We start from the raw sequence: 18,019 nt of genomic DNA, 5'->3' as shown, positions 1-18,019 counted from the left end.
TTCCCGGTGCTGCGCCGGGCACGGTTCCGTTTTTGGCGGGGCTGTGCGGGACCTCCGCTAGGGGGTGCCAGTTCATGCCAAAGGAGCCGCCATGCCTGACCTCGATGCGCCCAGCGGAGCACACGCCTCCCCGCCTTTCTTCTCTTCCCCGCAAGTGCCGAGGGAAGAGACCAGCCTGTACTACCCCATTTCCGAATACGAGGTCTATCGCATCAAGGACTGCATGCACCAGATGGGCCTGGTGATCGACCTGTGCTGCATGGCCGGCCCAGACCAACAACTGAGCGACCTGGGCGGGCTGATGAGCTTCCTGACCGCGCAGCAGCGCGCGCTGCGGGGCACGCTGCAGACCGTGCAGGCGCGCAAGGCGACGCCGGGGCCGGCCTGTGATCCGGACCCCGGGGGGTGATCAGGCCAGTTGCTGGTCGAAGAAGGCCAGCGTGCGGTCGCGCGCCTGCAGGGCGCTGGCCTCGTCGTAGGCGCTGCGCTGGTCGCAGTTGAAGCCGTGGTCGGCGTCGTACAGGTGCACCTGCACATGCTTTTGCGCCTGGGCAAAGGCCTGCACGGCGTCCACGGGAATGTGCGAATCGCGCCGGCCGAAGTGGGCGATGACGGGGCACAGCGGCTCGCGGCCCATCTCCAGCGGCGTGGTCATGCCGCCGCCGTAGTAGCAGGCCGCAGCCGACAGGCTGGGCAGGTTGCAGGCCGCGCGCCAGGCCCACAGGCCGCCCCAGCAAAAGCCCACGATGCCCACCTTGCCGCCGGGCACCAGCGTGGCGGCATGGGCAATGGCGGCCTCGATCTCGGGCAGCACGCCGGGCTGGGGCAGCGCCTCGGCGGCGGATTTCAGCGCCATGCCCTTGGCACGGTCGGCGTCGCCGTAGCCCAGGTCCACACCGGCCTCGACACGCGTGAACAGCGACGGCGCCACGGCCATATAGCCGCGGGCTGCCAGGCGGTCGGCCACGGCGCGGATATGGGCGTTGACGCCGAAGATCTCCTGCAGCACCACGACGGCGCCGCGCGCGGGCACATCGGGCCGCGCCACCCAGGCCGGCGAAGCCGTGCCATCCAACGAAGTCAACTGCACAAAACTGCCCATGTCCGTGTTCCTTTCTGTCTGAGAACCTGTTGTGATTTCCCGGTGGGCGGACGCGCCCCGCAATGCTGTAATGGCGGCGGGCCGGCCCGTGCGGCAATTCTTTCACAGGAGACATTCGATGGAACGAAAAGTCGTGCGTACCGGCAAGGGCCGGGCACAGGTGGGCGGCGGCAACCTACAGGGAATGCGATGGACCTCAAACCGCTGATCACGCTGGTGGCCATCATCAACCCGCTGGCCATCGTCCCCTTCTTCATCCACTACACCGAGGGATTCAGCGCCCAGCAGCGCCAGCAGACCATTCGCACGGCGGCGCTGGCCTCGTTCTGCGTGATCGCTGCCTGCGCCATCATCGGGCTGCAGGTGCTGGACTTCTTCAACATCTCGCTGCAGAGCTTTCAGGTGGGCGGCGGCCTGCTGCTGCTGATCAGCGCGATGAACATGCTCAACGCCCGCCCGGCCGAGGAACGGCCCAACGCGCCCACGCTGGTCGCTGGCGCGGAAAAGGCTGCCATGGGCAACAGCATTGCCGTGGTGCCGCTGACGATTCCGCTGCTGACAGGGCCGGCCTCCATGTCCACCGTGGTGATCTACGCCGACCAGGCACGCACCATCTGGCAGCACCTGGCCCTGGTGGGCTATGGCGTGGTGGTGGCGCTGGTGGTGATGGTCTGCTTTTCGCTGGCCGACCCGATCGCCCGCGTGCTGGGCAAGACCGGCATCAACGTGATGACGCGGCTCATGGGCCTGATCCTCGCGGCCCTGGCCGTGGAGGTGATGGCGGGCGGGCTGGTGAAGATCTTCCCCATCCTGGCCTCGCCCGCGATCGTGCCCTGAGCGGGCTGGCTGACTGGTGGCCTTACTGCCGGTTCAGGCCGGATCAGGCCGGCACGGCCCGCGCGCGGTCGGCGCTGCCGTCGCAGGCACCGCCGCAGCCCGTGATGGGCTGCTCGGGCAAGGCCTCAGGGTGCGCCAGGGAGCCCGTGGCGGGATCGAAGCCCGCACTGCGCAGATGCAGGGCCAGCGCCGCATCCATGGTTTGCGCATGGTGCACGAACCAGGCCGCCAGCTCGCCTGCCATGCTGCGGATCACGGCCAGATCACCGGCCACCGCCTTGGCCGCCCCCTCGCGCATCACCTGCATCACCACCTTGTGCTGCAGGCTGTGGCAGTTGGTGCTGGTGAAGCGCGTGGACTGCATCCAGCGGTCTTCCTGGTCGAAATGCACCTGCGTATGCGCGATCAACTCATCCCAGCGCGCGCACAGCTGCGCATCATCGGCCGCCTCCACCTCGGCCAGCAGCAGGACGAACTCCTGATGCACCTCGTCCATGGCCGGCAACTCCAATGCCAGCGCTCCGCTCCATTCCAGCACGGCCATATGCTTCTCCTGCCTTCATCGTGAAAGCCTGCAGCTTAGGAACAGCACCGCCCAACCCGTTTGACCCACATCAGCCAACCCGAAAACAGCAAAGCCCCGCGAACGGGGCTTGGTCAAGGCGGATAAAACTGGCGCGCCCCAACATCAGGGACGCCAAGCAAGAGCCGCCTCGCGGCGAGGGCGTCGTCCCCCTCCCCCGCGAAGCGGGTAGAGAGGGGGAAGCGGCCTCAGCCGCTCAGGGGGAGCTTACTGTCCAAACTTCCGCTTGGCATCAGCCACGCAGGTGTCCTTGGCAGCGCCGCTCATGGTGTCGCAACGGGCCTTGGCAGCCTTGTAGTCGGCTTCGCGGGTTTCCTCGGCAGCGTCCTTGCGGGTTTCTGCCACGTTGGCAGCCTTGGCTGCGGAGTTGGCAGCGGGCTCGGCCTGGGCCTTGTTCACCTTGGCGGCTTCCACGGCGTGCACGTGGGCAGCCTTGGCATCCTTCACGCAAACATCCTTGGCGTCGCCCTTGAGGTCGTCACACTTTTCCTTGGCGATGTCGTAGTCGGCATCAGCCTTGGCGATGAGGGCCTTTTCACTGTTCTTGGGCGAGGGATTGCGGCGCGATTCCAGTTCGGCCTTGGCCACGTTTTCCTGGCCCTTGGCCTGCTTCTCGCAGACGTCCTTGGCGTTGCCCTTGAGCGGCTTGCACTGTTCCTTGGCAGCCTTGTAATCGGCCTCGATCTGGTTCTTGGCGGCCGTGTGCTCCGCATTGGTCATGGCCATGGCGCCGGAGGCCATCAGGCCCAGGGCGACAGCGGAAAGCATGTGGCGAAAGCGTTGCGGTGTTTGCATGATGGAACTCCTTGTATTTGTACTGAACCGGCCCTTGGTGCCTGCGGCGGCGGGCCATTGGTGCGTGCCCTCAGGCACGCTGGCTGTCGAGGAGCGGATGGCGGCGCCGGCCAGGGCGTCCAACCCATCCGCAGTCCACCCTCGTCAGTCTTCGAAGCGGAAGTCGGGATTGCGCTTTTGCCAGTCGGTCAGCTGCTTTTCGGCAGCGTCGCGGGCCAGGCCCTGGCGCTCCTGCAGCTTGCCCAGGAATTGCTCGCGCTTGCCGGCGATCACGTCCAGATCGTCATCGGTGAGCTTGCCCCATTGCTCACGGATCTTGCCGGTGAATTGCTTCCAGTTGCCCTTGATGCGGTCTTCATTCATGGCTTGGTCCTTTCAGTGATGTTGAAGTAGCGCCGTGCAATCAGGCCTTGTTTTTTCAAAGCCGCGATCTGCATCAGCGACGGTTCCACTGTAAAAAACCTGGGGGCTGCGCGCCGTAGTCTGGACCTAGTGTTGACGGTCGTCCCAGGGGCAGCCGAGACGGTGGGATCGGGACTACAGCCCCTGACGGACGCGCGGGAAGCACTGGGTCAGGCGCGGCCCGCCCCTGCCCTGAGTACCCGGCCTTTCCCCGTATGTCAGCGCCTGCGTCGTGGCGGTTGCGGGGTTGCAGTCCCGCCGAAGGACAGGACTGCTTCGTCATCTGACTCGCCGTGATTGTTTGAACGTAGCGCGCAGCGCGAAGAGAGTTTCACGGCGAACCCCGCGGCCGCCACGGCGCAGGTTGCCCCGCAGCGAAGCGAAGGGGTCGCGGACATTCGGGTCGCCTTCTTTGATCTGACCTTTCTTGGCGAATCAAGAAAGGGCAGTCGGCTGCCGGGCCGAGACCCGGCCTCGAAAAGCAACCACCCGGCAGGGGCGGAAAAAGCCCCACTTGCTTGCAGAGCCAATTGCCCGAGAACAAAAAACGGCCAGCGGATGCAATGCACCCACCAGCCGTTCTCAAGAGAATGGATGGGCTGGAAATCCAGCCGCCGCTCAGTGCCCCTGCTGCCCCAGCCACTCATCGATCTGCGCAATGGCGGCATCGGCCGCCGTCGCCAGCGCCTTCGCGCCGCCTGCGGCATCGCCGGAGGCGGCAGGACTGCGCACCTCGAACAGCTTCTGACCCAGCAGGCGGTCCACGGCACCGCTTTGCTCGACCAGGGTGGCGCGCAGGCGCACGACTCCGGCACTGGAGCCGGGCGCGTAGAAGACCTGGCTGAACTCTTCGATGTCCACGCGCAGCAGCGTGGGCACGGCACCCTGCAGGCGCGGCTGGGCCACGCTTTCGCTGCTGGCGAGCACGGGGCGCTGCAGGCCCAGTTGGCTGCGCAGGCGCTGCTGCAGCAGCAGTGCAGGAGGCTGGCTCCAGCGCGCCAGCTGGTAGGGGCGCAGTTCCTGGCCGTTGGCATAGGCCAGGCGGTAGAACATGGCCGTGCTGCCGTCGGACAGGGCGGGTGCCTCCACATCGGCCAGCGCCAGCGGCGTGCGAGCCTGCGGGGCTGCGGATGTGGCGGACTGCGCGGGCGCGGACAGCGGCGCCAGGCCGAAGTCATAGCGCGCGGGCTGGGCGGGGGGCTGCGGCAGGGCCGAGCAGCCGGCCAGCAGGATCAGGGCGGCGGCCAGTCCAGCGCTGGCCACGGCGGTCTTGCGAGATAGGGGCATGCGGGTTCCTTGGGTCAGGGCTGGGTGGCTGCGGACGGGGCGACGAAGCCGGGCTCGCCCGGCCCCGGACGGGCCTGGCCCGGCCCGTAGATCACGGCCTGCGGGTTGTCGCTGAAGCGGCTGGCCGCCGTGCCCATCTGGCGCGCGGCGCGCGAGACATCGTCGGCCGCGCGGTTGGCGTGCGGCACCGTGCTGCGGCCCAGCGAATCGGCCATGCGGGTCAGTGCGCGCGTGCTTTGGGCGATCTGCTCCAGCGGCCCATCCTGCGCGTTCACGCGGCGCACGGTCTGCTGCAGTTCGGAGGCCACGGCAGAGGCGCCGTTGCTGGCCTTCTCCAGCGACTGCAGGGTGTTGTGGGCGTCGGCGGCGAGCTGCGGCACCTGGGTGGACAGCGTGCGGTCCAGGTTCTGCGTGAGCTGCTGCACGCCTGCGGCAGCGGCCGCAATGTTCTCCAGCGCCTGGCTCACGCGCTTTTGGTTGTCGGTGTCCAGCATGTCGCTGAGGCGGCGCGAGATTTCATCGGCGCGCTCCAGCAGCACCTGCCCCTGGTCGGCCAGCATGCTCAGCGGCGACGAGCGCAGCGGCAGGCGCGGCAGGCCGCTGGGGCCCGGGGGCAGCTGGGGCTGAGGCTGGTCCGCATCATCGAGCTGCACATGGGCCAAGCCCGTGACGCCCTGGTAGCCCAGCACGGCGAACGTGGTGGGCGTGATGGGCGTGTTCACACCGATGGCGATGCGGATCAGCACGTTGCCATTGGTCTGCGGATCGAACCCGATCTGTGTGACCTTGCCCACCGCCACGCCCTTGTAGCGCACGGCAGCCTGGGCCTGCAGCCCGCTGATGCCGTCCTTGGTGGACAGCTCGTACTCGTTGTACTGCCGCGTATCCCGCGTCAGCCAGATCGCCAGCCCCGCCAGCAGGGCCGCCACGACCAGCACGAAAATGCCGGCCGCCATGGCATGTGATTTGTTTTCCATATCAATGGTCCATAACGTTAGCCCAGCAAACAAGGCATGGGGCCGCGGGCCCCAGTCAATTCACAACTCAGGGCGAGGCCTTCAAAACCGGCGTGCCCGAAGGCGAGGGACACCGAGCAAGGGCCGCCCCGCAGTGAGGGTGTCGTCCCCCCCCGCAAAGCGAGAGGGGGGAAGGCGCGAAGCGACTCAGGGGGGCTTCTCATACCGTGCTCATCGCGCGCCTGCCGCGCTCGCCCTGGAAGAAATGCTCGATGAACGGATGCTTGAACTCGGCCACCTCGCGCGGCGGGCCGCTGACCAGCACCTTCTTCTCGGCCAGCACGGCCACGCGCGAGGACAGGGCGAACAGCGTGTCCAGGTCGTGCGTGACCATGATGACGGTCAGGCCCAGTTCGGCACGCAGCTCGCGCAGCAGTTCGCAGAATTCGTCGGAGCTGGTGGGGTCGAGGCCGGCCGTGGGCTCGTCCAGCAGCAGCAAGGGCGGATCCATGATCAGCGCCCGCGCCAGCGCCACGCGCTTGATCATGCCGCCCGAGAGATCGGCCGGCATGCGCGAGGCATGCTCGGGCTTGAGGCCCACCATCTGCAGCTTGACCAGGGCCGCGTCGCGCACCAGATCGTCGGGCAGCGTGCCCTGCTCGCGCAGCGCGAAGGCCACGTTGTCCAGCACGCTGAAGGCCGAGTACAGCGCCCCATGCTGGAACAGCATGCCCACGCGGCTGGCGGCGCCCTCGCGGCCCATTTCGCTGGCCGGACGGCCCAGCACTTCGACACGGCCCTTGGTGGGCTCCAGCAGCCCCAGCATCTGGCGCAGCAGCACGGTCTTACCCGTGCCCGAGCCGCCGACGATGGACAGCATCTCGCCGCGCTGCACATCCAGATCCAGGTCCTGGTGCACGGCAAAGGCGTTCTCGCCTTCGCCGAACACGCTCCACAGCCCGGCGATGCGCACGATGGGCTCGTCGGCTGCGGGCGTGGAGGAGGTTTCGGTGTCCATGGCCATCAGATGCCTACGTCCTTGAACAAGATGGCGAAGATCGCGTCCACCACGATGACCATGGTGATGGCCGTCACCACCGAGGCCGTCGTGCCCTTGCCCAGGCTCTGCGTATTGGGCTCCACGCGCAGGCCCCAGTGGCAGCCGATCAGGGCGATGAGGGCGCCGAAGACCACGGATTTGCCCATGGCGATCCAGAGGTTGCCGATCTTCACGGCGGCAGGCAGGGCCTCGGCAAAGTAGGCGCCCGTGACGCCCATGGTGAGGTCGGCCGCGAGCATGCCGCCGGCCAGCGCGGCCAGCGTGGTCCACAGCGAGACCAGGGGCATGGCGATGGCCAGCGCCAGCGCGCGCGGCAGCACCAGGCGAAAGCCGTGCGGTATGCCCATGACCTGCATGGCATCCAATTCCTCGGTCACGCGCATGACGCCGATCTGGGCGGTGATGGCCGAGCCCGTGCGGCCCGCCACCAAAATGGCCGCCAGCAGCGGACCCAGCTCGCGGATCAGCGAGATGCCCAGGATGTTGACGATGAAGGATTCAGCCCCGAACTGGCGCAGCTGCAGCGCCATAAGGTAGGCCAGCACCACGCCGATCAGAAAGCCCACCAGGGCCGTGATGGGCAGGGCCGTGGCGCCCATGGAATAGAGATGGCCGGAGATGTCGCGCCAGGGCCCCCGGTGCGGCGCACGCGCAAAGCGCAGCAGGTCGATCAGCAACTGGCCGATGAGCCGCGTCATCTGCGCGAAATGGCCGCAGGCGTTGATCACCAGGCAGCCCAGGCTGTCGATGCGCTCCAGCAGGTTCAGGCGCGGGGGCGGCGGCGCAGGCTCCTTGGAGAAACGGCCCACGCGTTCGAGCATGGCGCGCTGCGCATCGCTGGCCGCCAGGCGCGCGGGCAGGCGACGACCCCAGTGGTTCCACAGCAGCTGCGCGCCCACGTGGTCCAGCCAGTCCAGCCCTTCGAGGTTCCAGCCCAGGTCATCGCCCTTGGCATCGGCCAGCTGCGCACGCAGCTTGCGCCACTGCGCCCGCCGGCCCAGCTCGGCCGCGCCCCAGGAACCGGTCAGCAACGCCCACTGGCCGTCGTTGTCGCGGCGCAGGCTGCATTGGGGTGGATTGTTGAGGGCAGACAAGTGCGGGAGATCCTTGGGGGTTGCGAAGGCGGGGCGCGCGGGCAGGGCCGGGCGGCATTGCAGCCAAGACCGCAGGATAACCGAGCGGCGCGGGCCGCAGATTGCCTGGCGACGCCGTGCGCACGACAGCTTTGCCCTACGCGTGCAATTTTTATCAAAAAACCAGCGCGACAGCCATGACTGCTGCATGCGATGCTGCAAAAAAAGGAGTCCAGCGCGCTTTCCCTCTCGACAGTGCGCATGCCGTCCGCACAATGGGCCGAAGCACCAACCCCGGCTCCCAAGGACGCTCCGGCCCGCAGCGGGCGCCCGCCCATCTCCATGAGCAACACCACCTTCGACTACATCGTCATCGGCGCCGGCACGGCGGGCGCCCTCCTGGCCAATCGGCTTTCGCGCGATGGCCGCAGCCGCGTGCTGCTGATCGAGGCGGGCGCCAAGGACGACTACCACTGGATCCACATCCCCGTGGGCTACCTGTACTGCATCGGCAATCCGCGCACCGACTGGCTCTACCAGACCGAGCCCGACGCAGGGCTCAACGGCCGCAGCCTGCGTTATCCGCGCGGCAAGACGCTGGGCGGCTGCTCCAGCATCAACGGCATGATCTACATGCGCGGCCAGGCCCGCGACTACGACGGCTGGGCCGAGCTGACCGGGGACGACGCCTGGCGCTGGGACCAGGTGCTGCCGGCCTTCCGCCAGCATGAAAGCCATTGGCGGCTCGATGCCGGCGGCAACGCCGATGCGGGCTTTCGTGCCCTGCACGGCGGCACGGGCACAGGCGGCAGCGCTGAATGGCGCGTGGAGCGGCAGCGCCTGCGCTGGGACATCCTGGACGCCTTTGCCGAAGCCGCGCAGCAGGCCGGCATTCCGGCCACAGAGGACTTCAACGGCGGCAGCAACGAGGGGGTGGGCTACTTCGAGGTCAACCAAAAGGGCGGCCTGCGCTGGAACACCGCCAAGGCCTTCCTGCGGCCCACCTGCTATGGCCGCCCCAATTTCGAGCTGTGGACCCATGCCCAGGTCAGCCAGCTGCTGTTTGAACAGCTGCCCGCCGGCGGCCTGCGCTGCAGCGGCGCCCAGGTCTGGACCGGCTCGGAAATGGTCAACGTGCAGGCAAGCCAGGAGGTGCTGCTGTGCGCGGGCGCCGTCAACTCCCCGCAGATCCTGCAGCTGTCGGGCATCGGCCCGGGCGCGCTGCTGCAGAACCACGGCATTGCCGTGCGCCACGACCTGCCCGGCGTGGGCGAGAACCTGCAGGACCATCTGCAGATCCGCTCGGTCTACAAGATCAAGGGCGCGCGCACGCTGAACACCATGGCCAATTCGCTGTGGGGCAAGGCCGGCATCGGACTGGAATACCTGCTGCGCCGCAGCGGGCCGATGAGCATGGCGCCCTCCCAGCTGGGGGCCTTCACGCGCAGCAGCCCGCAGCAGGAGCACCCCAATATCCAGTACCACGTGCAGCCGCTGTCGCTGGACGCCTTCGGTGAGCCGCTGCACGGTTTTCCGGCCTTCACGGCCAGCGTCTGCAACCTCAATCCCACGAGCCGGGGCACGGTGCGCATCCACAGCGGGGACTTCCGCCAGGCGCCGGCCATTGCGCCGCACTACCTGTCCACACCCGAGGACCGGCAGGTGGCCGCCGACAGCCTGCGCGTGACGCGCCGCATCGTCGGCCAGAGCGCACTGGCGCGCTTCGCGCCCGAGGAATGGAAGCCCGGCGTGCAGTACCAGAGCGACGAGGATCTGGCGCGCCTGGCCGGCGACATCGCCACCACCATCTTCCACCCCGTGGGAACCACGAAGATGGGCCGCGCCGACGACCCCATGGCCGTGCTGGACAGCCGCCTGCGCGTGCGCGGCGTACAGGGGCTGCGCGTGATCGATGCAGGCGCCATGCCGCGCATCACCAGCGGCAACACCAACAGCCCCACGCTGATGATGGCGGAGAAGGCCGCCGGCTGGATTCTTGCGGACCGGCAGGGGCAGGGCCAGGAGACCGCACGGGAGAGCACGGAACCGGCCGTGGCGCTGGCCGCCTAGGACTGCTCCTGCAGCAGCGGCGGAATCGCCGCCAGCAGCGCATCGATGGTCACGCGCAGCCGGTAGGGCAGAAAGCGCGTGCGCGGCCACAGCACATGCAGGGGAATGCGCGCGGCCGGTACGTCGGGCAGCAGGCGCACCAGCGCTCCGCTGTCCAGCGCACTGCGCACCCGCCACAGCGGCATGTGGGCCAGGCCCGCGCCCTGCAGCGTGGCCGTGGCGATGGTCTCTATGTCGTCAAAGCCCAGCGCCGGCTCCAGCACGGGCGCGGCCAGCGACCCATCCTCACCGGCCAGCCACCAGGGGGCAGCGCGGCCGCTGCGCATATAGGCAATACAGCGATGCCCGGCCAGGTCGGCCACGCTGCGCGGCGCGCCATGGGCCTGCAGATAGGCGGGTGATGCGCACAGCACCATGGTTTGCATGCCAAGGCGCCGCGCAACCAGCCAGTCGCTGTCAGGCAGTTCCCCGCTACGTATGGCCAGGTCGATGCCGTCATCGGCGAAGTCCAGCTGGCGGTCGGTGAAGCTGGCCTCGATGCGCAGGCGCGGATGCAGCTGCGCCAGCTCCAGCAGCAAGGGGGCCACGTGGTGGCGGCCGAAGACCACGGGTGCGCTGATGCGCAGCCGGCCCACCACTTCCCGCCGCCCGGCTTCCAGCATGTGCCGGGCGGCATCCAGGTCCTCCAGCGCCTGCGCGCAGCGCTCGTAGAACATCTGGCCGTCCTCGGTCAGCCCCAGGCTGCGCGTGGTGCGCACGAACAGCCGCGCGCCCAGGCGCTCTTCCAGCCGCGCAACGGCCTTGCCAACAGCCGAGCGCGTAAGGCCCAGGCGCTCGGCCGCCTGGGCGAAGCTGCCGGCCTCGGCAGAGGCGACGAAAGCGCTGACGCCTGCCAGCCTGTCATTTGCAATTGGTTCCATAAATTCTACAAACCATAGCCTCAATTGAATCAATGCAATTATGAGGGAATCAATAGACTGAAGTCCTGTTTGATACCTGCCTCGAAAGGACCGCCTTCCATGACCGTGCCTGCGTCTTCCCCATTCATGCAGCAATGGCAACTGCCCGCTCTGGGCCATGAAAACCTGCAGCTGGTGCAAGTACCCATTCCCGAGCCCGGGCGGGGCCAGGTACTGGTGCGCGTGCATGCGGCATCGCTGAACTACCGCGATCTGCTGATCCTGCGCGATGGCATGGGCATGGTGCCGACCCTGCCCCTGGTGCCCGGCTCGGACATGGCTGGCGAGGTGGTCGCCCTCGGCCCCGGCGTCTCGGAGTTCGCGGTTGGCGACGCCGTGATCAGCACCTTCTTCGCCGGCTGGCAGGACGGCGTGCAGCCGCGCACCAGCCTGCCGCTGGGCTCGCCCGGGCCGGGCATGCTGTCGGAATACGTGGTGCTGGGCGAAGACAACCTGGTCGCCGCGCCCCTTCGGCTGGACTTTGCGCAGGCCAGCACCCTGACGTGCGCGGGCGCAACCGCCTGGTTCGCGCTGGCCGAGTCCGCGCCCACGCGGCCCGGCGACACCGTGGTCATCATGGGCACGGGCGGCGTGGCGCTGTTCGCCATGCAGATTGCCCATGCCCAGGGTGCGCGCGTGGTGGTGGTTTCGGGCAGCGACGACAAGCTGGCGCGGGCTGCGCAGCTGGGTGCAGACCACGGCATCCACCGCCACCGCACGCCCGACTGGGCCGCCGAAGTGCGCGCCCTCACGGGAGGACGTGGCGCCGACCATGTGCTGGAACTGGCCGGGGGGGATAACTTCGGCCGCTCGCTATCGGCCCTGGCACAGGGCGGCCGCGTGTCGGTGATCGGCAATCTGCAGGGCGATGAGCTGCGCGGCTCGGTCTATCCGCTGCTGCTGGGGCGCGCCACCGTTCAGGGCATCGGCGTGGCACACCGGCGTGCGCTGCAGGATCTGGTGCGTGCCGTGGACTGGCTGAAGCTGCAACCTGTGATCGACAGCGAATACGCGCTGGCCGATCTGCCGGCAGCCCTGGAGCATCTGGAGCGGGGTGCTTTCGGCAAGCTGGTGCTGCGCATGCGCTGAACGTCCGGCAACCGACAATCATCGCTCCAGCCCTTTGCTGGTGCAATCCCGCACTTTTGCGGTAACTGCGGGAAATCCCCGATGCACCACCCAGGTGCGACCATTAAAGTCCACCCACTCTCGCGGCACCACAGTGCTGCACAAGAGGGGCCGAGGAGACAACTCGTACACAACCAGATCAACATTCATAAATAGCATCTCAAGATGCATTTCCCAGAGCGCCGGCAAGTCCGGCGCTTTTTTTATGCCTGCGGCCAGCCTGCTGCGGCACCTGGGCGGTGCGACAATCGCCGCCCTATGGAATGGATCATCGTCTCGCTGGCCTCGATGCTGGCCGGCTTCGTGGACGCCATCGTGGGCGGCGGGGGCCTCATCTTGCTGCCCGCGCTGTTCGCCACCTTCCCCACCGCACCGCCCGCCACGCTGCTGGGCACCAACAAGAGCGCCTCGGTCTGGGGCACGGCCATGTCCACCTGGCAGTACGGCCGCAAGGTGCAGTTGCCCTGGCGCGCGATGATGCCGGCGGCCTGCGTGGGCATGGCGGGCTCCTTTGCGGGCGCCTGGGCCGTCACGCAGATCTCCCCCGATTTCCTGCGCCGGCTGCTGCCGCTGGTGCTGCTGGGCGTGCTGGTCTACACGCTGGCGCGCAAGGACATGGGCCGCCACCACACGCCGCACTATTCGGGCCGCGCCGAGACGCTGATCGCCTGCGCCATCGGCCTGTTGATTGGCTTCTACGACGGTTTCTTCGGCCCCGGCACGGGCAGCTTCTTCGTGTTCCTGTTCGTGCGGCTGATGGGCTATGACTTCCTGAACGCATCGGCCTCGGCCAAGCTGCTGAACATGGCCACCAACCTGGCTGCGCTGGCGCTGTTCGCGCTCAAGGGCCATATCTGGTGGCACCTGGCTGTGCCCATGGCGGTGGCCAATGTGCTGGGCGCCATGCTGGGCACGCACATGGCCCTGCGCCATGGAACGGGCTTTGTGCGCGGCATTTTCATCGGCGTGGTGAGCCTGCTGATCCTCAAGACCGGCTACGACGCCTTCATCGCCTGAGCACGGGCCAGCGGCGTTCGCAACACCTGCCATCGGCGTTGGCGACGGCAACCTTCTATAATTGCCGACTTTTCGCCTTGAGCTGCGGCGGCTGGTGCATGTCGCACCCCTGCCAGCGGCCGTACCCGACCAGCCGACCAGCCGCAAAAAACCGGCCCCGCCGTCCATGGCCCATGCACTGATGCGTGCCTTGGCGCTTTCTTCATGCTGCGGCGCCGGGGTCAGGTCTTGAGCGACAGCCCAGGAGTTCCATGAAACGCTTTACCGTCATCGCCGCCGCCGCGCTGGCCCTGTGGACCGCCGCCGGCGTTCAGGCCCGCCCCTTCGAAGCCATCCAGAAGGAAGGCACGCTGCGCCTGGCCACCGAGGGCTACTACGCGCCCTTCGCCCATTTCGAGGGCAAGCAGCTGACCGGCTTCGAAGTCGAGCTGGCCCAGATGATGGCCGCCAAGATGGGCGTGAAGTACGAGTGGAAGACCATCAGCTTCGACGCCCTGCTCACCGGCCTGCAGCAGGACCGCTGGGACCTGGTGATCTCCTCGCACGGCATCACGCCCGAGCGCGAGAAGGCCGTGACCTTCACCCAGCCCCACTACTGCTCTGGCGCCATCGTGATGTCGCTGGACCCGGCCATCCGCTCGGCCAAGGACCTGGCGGGCAAGACGGTGTCGGTGCAGACCGGCACCACCTATATGCAGTACATGGAGAAGAACCTGCCCGGCATCAAGCGCCTGGTCAACTTCCCCACCAACGAGGCAGCCCGCAATGCGCTGCTGTCCAAGCGGGTGGACGCCTGGGTGACCGAACGCTTCATCGCCAAGGAGCTGCAGCAAAAGAACCCCAATGCCCAGCTCAAGCAGGGCGAGTTGCTGCTGGTCGAGCGCATTGCCGCCGCCGTGGCCAAGGACAACAAGTCGCTGGCCGATGCCTGGAACAAGGCCTTCAAGGAAGCCCTGGCCGACGGCAGCTACGCCAAGCTGTCGCAGAAATACTTCCACGAAGACATCCGCTGCCCTGACTGAGGCCCCGGGCAGATCTGCCCGACCGGCGCCCACTTGCAGGGCGCCTTTTTGTTTCTAGCCCACCTATGCTTACCGTCCTCTGGCCCGCCCACTGGAGCCGCTCGCAGCGCAGCAACGCCACCCTGGTCACGGCCCTGCTGCTGATGGTGCTCGTGGTTTCGCTGCTGGGGCAACTGCTGTCCCTGCTGCCCGAGCCCATAGGCTCCAATGCCGACACCTTCGCCGAAGGCGCGCGCACCACGCTGTACCTGACGCTGGTCAGCGGCGCCGCCGGCCTGGTGCTGGGCATCGCCGCCGCGCTGGCGCGCACCTCACGCACGGCCGCCCTGCGCTGGGCCGCGGGCTTTTATGTCTGGGCGATCCGCGGCACGCCGCTGCTGGTGCAGATCCTGTTCATCTACTTCGCGCTGCCGGTGCTGATCCCGGGCCTGAACCTGCCCGACTTCGCAGCTGCCTGCATTGCGCTGGCGCTGAACGTGGGCGCCTACAACGCCGAAGCCGTGCGCGCCGGCCTGCAGGCCGTGCCGCGCGGCCAGGCCGAGGCCGCACGCGCCCTGGGCCTGCCGCGCATCTGCGTCTTCATGGACGTGGTGTTCCCGCAGGCCTTCAAGATCTCGCTGCCGCCGCTGGTGAGCAACTTCGTCGCCCTGCTCAAGGATTCGTCGCTGGCGTACGCCATCGGCGTGGTGGAGCTGACCAATGTGGGCAACCGCATCCAGTCGGCCACCTTCCAGCCCGTGGAGACCCTGGTCACCGTGGGCGTGACCTACCTGGTGCTGACCACGCTGGTGACCCAGGTCACGGCTGCCGTGGAGTACCGCTTCGACGTGGAGGGCCGCCACAAATGAGCGCCGACAAGCTGGCACGGGGCATGCCCTACATCGTGGCCGAGAAGGTCACCAAGTCCTTCGGCAGCCACCAGGTGCTCAAGGGCGTTTCCACGCAGTTCTGCACGGGCGAGGTGACGGTGATCATCGGCGCCTCGGGCTCGGGCAAGTCCACGCTGCTGCGCGCCATCAACCGGCTGGAGCCGCACGACGGCGGGCGCATCACCATCGACGGCGTCGAAGTCACCGACAACGAAGCCACGCTGCAAAAGCAGCGCTGCGAAGTGGGCATGGTGTTCCAGCAGTTCAATCTGTTCGGCCACATGACGGTGCTGGACAACGTGACCCTGGCGCCGCGCCGCATCCACAAAACGCCGCGCGCCCAGGCCAATGCCAAGGCCATGGCCCTGCTGGAGCGCGTGGGCATGCAGGCCCATGCCCACAAGTACCCGTGGCAGCTGTCGGGCGGCCAGCAGCAGCGCGTGGCCATTGCCCGCGCCCTGGCCATGGAGCCGCAGGTGATGCTGTTCGACGAGCCCACCAGCGCGCTGGACCCGGAGATGGTGCAGGAAGTGCTGGACGTGATGCGCGAGCTGGCACGCGGCGGCATGACCATGATCGTGGTCACCCACGAAATGGGCTTCGCCCGCGAAGTCGCCGACCGCGTGATGTTCTTCGACCAGGGCTGCATCGCCCACGAGGCCCCACCGGCCGAGTTCTTCGGCAACCCGGCCAGCGAGCGGATCGCGGCGTTCATCGGGCGCATGGGGCATTGAGGCCTGGGCCTGCGCACGCAGGCTGCTCAAGAAAACAAAGAGCCGGCAATGCCGGCTCTTTTGCTTTCTCAATCCTCCAGCTCGCCAGCAGACGGCGGCGGCAGAGCGGCAGCGCGGTTGGATGCCACGGGCGCCGATGCCTCGGGCGGCTCGTAGCGCGGCAGGCCGGGCAGGTTCACGGTTTCTGCGTCCAGCGTGATTTCGGAGACGCGGCGCGGGGCGCCTATGGGCACGCCGGCCTGGCCCTTGCGCATGGCGGCCATGTCCTCCAGGCTGGGGTAGCGGCCCAGCAGCCAGTAGTCGAACACGCGGCGTGCCAGCGGCGCGGCGGCGGCGGCGCCAAAGCCGGCGTTCTCCACGATGACGGCGACGGCGATGGTGGGGTTGTCGGCCGGCGCGTAGGCGATGTACAGCGAGTGGTCGCGCTGGAACTCGGACAGGCGGGAGGCGTTGTACTTCTCGTTCTGGCGCACGCCCACGGCCTGGGCCGTGCCGGTCTTGCCGGTGGAGGTGTAGGGCGCGTTGCCGAAGATGCCGCGCGAGGTGCCCTCCACCGTCACGGCGGCCACGGCGGCGCGCACGGCTTCCACGTTCTCTGGCTTGTAGCCCATGCTGGTGCCGGGGTCCTTGTTGATGGCCGAGAACTGCTGCGTCACGGCATCGACACGTCCCACGGCCAGGTGGGGCCGGTGCTTGACGCCTTTGGCCGCCAGCGTGGACATGGCGTTGGCCAGCTGCAGGATGGTGAAGTTGTTGTAGCCCTGGCCGATGCCCAGCGAGATGGTCTCGCCCGCGTACCACTTCTTCTGCTCGGGCCGCTTGTAGGTGTTGCGCTTCCACTCGGTGCTGGGCAGCACGCCGCGCGCCTCGCCGCGCACGTCGATGCCGGTGATCTGGCCGAAGCCCAGCGGCTTCATGTAGTCGTGGATCATGTCCACGCCCATGTCGTTGGCCAGCATGTAGTAGTACACGTTGGACGACTTGATGATGGAGCGGCGCAGATTGGTCGGCCCGTTGGGGTGGCCCGAGCGGAAGGTATGGCCGCCGAAGGTCCAGCTGCCGTTGTCCATGATGGTGGTGTCGGGGCGGCGCTTGCCCGACTCCAGCGCGGCAATCGCCATGAAGGGCTTGTAGGTGGAGCCCGGCGGATAGGTGCCCCGCAGCGCGCGGTTGAGCAGCGGGCGGTTGATGGATTCGTTGAGCGCGGCCCAGCTTTCCTGGTCGATGCCATCGACGAAGAGATTCAGGTCGAAGGTCGGGCGGCTGACCATGGCCAGCAGCTCGCCGCTGCGCGGATCGATGGCCACCAGGGCGCCACGGCGGTCGCCGTACAGCTCCTCCACCATGCGCTGCAGCTTGATGTCCAGCGACAGCACCAGGCTGTCGCCCGGCGTGGCGGGGCGGCTGCCGAGCTTGCGCACGGCATGGCCGCCGGCCGAGGTTTCCATCTCTTCCCAGCCGGTCTGGCCGTGCAGGTCGGTTTCGTAGCTCTGCTCCACGCCCAGCTTGCCGATGACGTCGGTGCCCCGGTAGTTGGCGGCGTCGTCGGAGTCTTCCAGCGCCTCTTTCTCGCGCTGGTTGATGCGGCCGATGTAGCCGATGACGTGGCTGGCCGTGTCCTGCATGGGGTAGGTGCGGAACAGCCGCGCCTTGATGTCCACGCCCGGGAAGCGGTAGCGCTGCGCGGCGAAGCGCGCGACCTCGTCATCGGTCAGGCGCGTGCGGATGGGCAGGGAGTCGAAGCTGCGGGAATCATCCACCAGGCGCTTGAACTTGCGGCGGTCGCGCGGCGTGATCTCGACGATCTCGGCCAGGCCGTCGATGGTCTCTTCAAGGTTGCCCGCGCGCGAGGGCATGATCTCCAGCGTATAGGCCGAGTAGTTGGTGGCCAGCACCACGCCGTTGCGGTCCAGGATCTGGCCCCGGTTGGGCACGATGGGCACCACGGCCGTGCGATTGCTTTCGGCGCGCTCGGCCAGCTCCTCATGGCGCTGCACCTGCAGCACCAGCAGCCGCGCCACCACCAGCCCGAAGGCCAGCAGCACCACCACGCTCATCACCCATGTGCGCAGCCTGAATCGCTGCAGCTCGGCTTCTGTATTGCGGATTTCCATCACGCGTCAAG

Annotated in this window: 18 protein-coding genes; 8 read left to right on the top strand and 10 right to left on the bottom strand. The window is 67.8% G+C overall.

Annotated elements, in window-relative coordinates:
- The first annotated feature begins 91 nt into the window (after window positions 1–91).
- The gene (locus tag DACI_RS01870; RefSeq protein WP_012202313.1) at window positions 92–409 is read left to right on the top strand and encodes a hypothetical protein; all 318 of its coding nucleotides are present in this window, start codon (window positions 92–94) and stop codon (window positions 407–409) included.
- Here the strand turns inward: DACI_RS01870 and DACI_RS01865 are convergent, their stop codons facing one another.
- Complete coding sequence (locus tag DACI_RS01865) at window positions 410–1,102, bottom strand: dienelactone hydrolase family protein (protein ID WP_012202312.1); 693 nt, start codon at window positions 1,100–1,102, stop codon at window positions 410–412. It abuts the gene before it with no gap.
- A 189-nt stretch (window positions 1,103–1,291) separates the two neighbouring features.
- Between DACI_RS01865 and DACI_RS01860 the strand changes: the two genes are divergently transcribed.
- Window positions 1,292–1,939 (top strand): MarC family protein, encoded by a 648-nt coding sequence (locus DACI_RS01860; RefSeq protein ID WP_012202311.1) that lies wholly within the window; start codon window positions 1,292–1,294, stop codon window positions 1,937–1,939.
- A 43-nt stretch (window positions 1,940–1,982) separates the two neighbouring features.
- On the opposite strand, the gene DACI_RS01855 is transcribed toward DACI_RS01860, so the two are convergent.
- The 7 genes from DACI_RS01855 to DACI_RS01825 form a co-directional block, all read right to left on the bottom strand.
- On the bottom strand, window positions 1,983–2,483 hold the full coding sequence (locus tag DACI_RS01855; RefSeq protein WP_012202310.1) for a hemerythrin domain-containing protein: 501 nt from the start codon (window positions 2,481–2,483) through the stop codon (window positions 1,983–1,985).
- Between the two features lie 246 nt (window positions 2,484–2,729).
- The gene (locus tag DACI_RS01850) at window positions 2,730–3,317 is read right to left on the bottom strand and encodes a hypothetical protein (protein ID WP_012202309.1); all 588 of its coding nucleotides are present in this window, start codon (window positions 3,315–3,317) and stop codon (window positions 2,730–2,732) included.
- Window positions 3,318–3,461: 144 nt separating this feature from the next.
- Window positions 3,462–3,680, bottom strand: coding sequence for a CsbD family protein (locus tag DACI_RS01845; RefSeq protein ID WP_012202308.1), 219 nt, complete (start codon window positions 3,678–3,680; stop codon window positions 3,462–3,464).
- A gap of 657 nt (window positions 3,681–4,337) precedes the next feature.
- Window positions 4,338–5,006: an ABC-type transport auxiliary lipoprotein family protein gene (locus tag DACI_RS01840; RefSeq protein ID WP_012202307.1), complete on the bottom strand. Its 669-nt coding sequence runs from the start codon at window positions 5,004–5,006 to the stop codon at window positions 4,338–4,340.
- A gap of 14 nt (window positions 5,007–5,020) precedes the next feature.
- Window positions 5,021–5,983, bottom strand: coding sequence for an MlaD family protein (locus DACI_RS01835; protein ID WP_012202306.1), 963 nt, complete (start codon window positions 5,981–5,983; stop codon window positions 5,021–5,023).
- A 199-nt stretch (window positions 5,984–6,182) separates the two neighbouring features.
- Entirely contained in the window at window positions 6,183–6,986 is an 804-nt protein-coding gene (locus DACI_RS01830; RefSeq protein WP_012202305.1) for an ABC transporter ATP-binding protein, read from the bottom strand.
- Window positions 6,986–8,116, bottom strand: a complete 1,131-nt coding sequence (locus DACI_RS01825) for an MlaE family ABC transporter permease (protein WP_012202304.1) — start codon at window positions 8,114–8,116, stop codon at window positions 6,986–6,988. The genes DACI_RS01830 and DACI_RS01825 overlap by 1 nt, the downstream gene beginning before the upstream one ends.
- A 321-nt stretch (window positions 8,117–8,437) precedes the next feature.
- On the opposite strand from DACI_RS01825, the gene DACI_RS01820 reads away from it, so the two are divergent.
- Window positions 8,438–10,165 (top strand): GMC family oxidoreductase, encoded by a 1,728-nt coding sequence (locus DACI_RS01820; protein ID WP_043780341.1) that lies wholly within the window; start codon window positions 8,438–8,440, stop codon window positions 10,163–10,165.
- Here the strand turns inward: DACI_RS01820 and DACI_RS01815 are convergent.
- The gene (locus tag DACI_RS01815; protein ID WP_012202302.1) at window positions 10,162–11,085 is read right to left on the bottom strand and encodes a LysR family transcriptional regulator; all 924 of its coding nucleotides are present in this window, start codon (window positions 11,083–11,085) and stop codon (window positions 10,162–10,164) included. The two genes, DACI_RS01820 and DACI_RS01815, sit on opposite strands and share 4 nt — an antisense overlap.
- A 99-nt stretch (window positions 11,086–11,184) precedes the next feature.
- Here DACI_RS01815 and DACI_RS01810 point away from each other — a divergent pair, with 99 nt between their 5' ends.
- From DACI_RS01810 to DACI_RS01790, 5 genes are all read left to right on the top strand, one after another.
- Window positions 11,185–12,213, top strand: coding sequence for a zinc-dependent alcohol dehydrogenase family protein (locus tag DACI_RS01810; protein WP_225971022.1), 1,029 nt, complete (start codon window positions 11,185–11,187; stop codon window positions 12,211–12,213).
- 297 nt (window positions 12,214–12,510) lie between these two features.
- Complete coding sequence (locus tag DACI_RS01805) at window positions 12,511–13,269, top strand: sulfite exporter TauE/SafE family protein (protein WP_012202300.1); 759 nt, start codon at window positions 12,511–12,513, stop codon at window positions 13,267–13,269.
- Window positions 13,270–13,520: 251 nt separating this feature from the next.
- Window positions 13,521–14,291, top strand: a complete 771-nt coding sequence (locus DACI_RS01800) for an ABC transporter substrate-binding protein (RefSeq protein WP_012202299.1) — start codon at window positions 13,521–13,523, stop codon at window positions 14,289–14,291.
- Between the two features lie 65 nt (window positions 14,292–14,356).
- A complete protein-coding gene (locus tag DACI_RS01795; RefSeq protein ID WP_012202298.1) occupies window positions 14,357–15,139 on the top strand; it encodes an amino acid ABC transporter permease in 783 nt (260 codons plus the stop codon).
- Window positions 15,136–15,894, top strand: coding sequence for an amino acid ABC transporter ATP-binding protein (locus DACI_RS01790; RefSeq protein WP_012202297.1), 759 nt, complete (start codon window positions 15,136–15,138; stop codon window positions 15,892–15,894). Before DACI_RS01795 ends, DACI_RS01790 begins: the two co-directional genes overlap by 4 nt.
- A gap of 68 nt (window positions 15,895–15,962) precedes the next feature.
- On the opposite strand, the gene mrdA is transcribed toward DACI_RS01790, so the two are convergent.
- Window positions 15,963–18,008, bottom strand: coding sequence for a penicillin-binding protein 2 (gene mrdA / locus DACI_RS01785; RefSeq protein WP_012202296.1), 2,046 nt, complete (start codon window positions 18,006–18,008; stop codon window positions 15,963–15,965).
- Window positions 18,009–18,019: the final 11 nt, after the last annotated feature.

Source organism: Delftia acidovorans SPH-1, from assembly GCF_000018665.1.
Taxonomy (GTDB): Bacteria; Pseudomonadota; Gammaproteobacteria; order Burkholderiales; family Burkholderiaceae_C; genus Comamonas; species Comamonas acidovorans.
The sequence above is the reverse complement of the archived record's forward strand: the minus strand, read 5'-3'. Positions and strand labels throughout refer to the sequence as shown.

Bases quoted from the DNA above. Each gene is read 5' to 3' on its own strand.
- DACI_RS01870 (WP_012202313.1), top strand. From the start codon at position 92: ATGCCTGACCTCGATGCGCCCAGCGGAGCACACGCCTCCCCGCCTTTC.
- DACI_RS01865 (WP_012202312.1), bottom strand. From the start codon at position 1,102: ATGGGCAGTTTTGTGCAGTTGACTTCGTTGGATGGCACGGCTTCGCCG.
- DACI_RS01860 (WP_012202311.1), top strand. From the start codon at position 1,292: ATGGACCTCAAACCGCTGATCACGCTGGTGGCCATCATCAACCCGCTG.
- DACI_RS01855 (WP_012202310.1), bottom strand. From the start codon at position 2,483: ATGGCCGTGCTGGAATGGAGCGGAGCGCTGGCATTGGAGTTGCCGGCC.
- DACI_RS01850 (WP_012202309.1), bottom strand. From the start codon at position 3,317: ATGCAAACACCGCAACGCTTTCGCCACATGCTTTCCGCTGTCGCCCTG.
- DACI_RS01845 (WP_012202308.1), bottom strand. From the start codon at position 3,680: ATGAATGAAGACCGCATCAAGGGCAACTGGAAGCAATTCACCGGCAAG.
- DACI_RS01840 (WP_012202307.1), bottom strand. From the start codon at position 5,006: ATGCCCCTATCTCGCAAGACCGCCGTGGCCAGCGCTGGACTGGCCGCC.
- DACI_RS01835 (WP_012202306.1), bottom strand. From the start codon at position 5,983: ATGGAAAACAAATCACATGCCATGGCGGCCGGCATTTTCGTGCTGGTC.
- DACI_RS01830 (WP_012202305.1), bottom strand. From the start codon at position 6,986: ATGGCCATGGACACCGAAACCTCCTCCACGCCCGCAGCCGACGAGCCC.
- DACI_RS01820 (WP_043780341.1), top strand. From the start codon at position 8,438: ATGAGCAACACCACCTTCGACTACATCGTCATCGGCGCCGGCACGGCG.
- DACI_RS01815 (WP_012202302.1), bottom strand. From the start codon at position 11,085: ATGGAACCAATTGCAAATGACAGGCTGGCAGGCGTCAGCGCTTTCGTC.
- DACI_RS01810 (WP_225971022.1), top strand. From the start codon at position 11,185: ATGACCGTGCCTGCGTCTTCCCCATTCATGCAGCAATGGCAACTGCCC.
- DACI_RS01805 (WP_012202300.1), top strand. From the start codon at position 12,511: ATGGAATGGATCATCGTCTCGCTGGCCTCGATGCTGGCCGGCTTCGTG.
- DACI_RS01800 (WP_012202299.1), top strand. From the start codon at position 13,521: ATGAAACGCTTTACCGTCATCGCCGCCGCCGCGCTGGCCCTGTGGACC.
- DACI_RS01795 (WP_012202298.1), top strand. From the start codon at position 14,357: ATGCTTACCGTCCTCTGGCCCGCCCACTGGAGCCGCTCGCAGCGCAGC.
- DACI_RS01790 (WP_012202297.1), top strand. From the start codon at position 15,136: ATGAGCGCCGACAAGCTGGCACGGGGCATGCCCTACATCGTGGCCGAG.
- mrdA (WP_012202296.1), bottom strand. From the start codon at position 18,008: ATGGAAATCCGCAATACAGAAGCCGAGCTGCAGCGATTCAGGCTGCGC.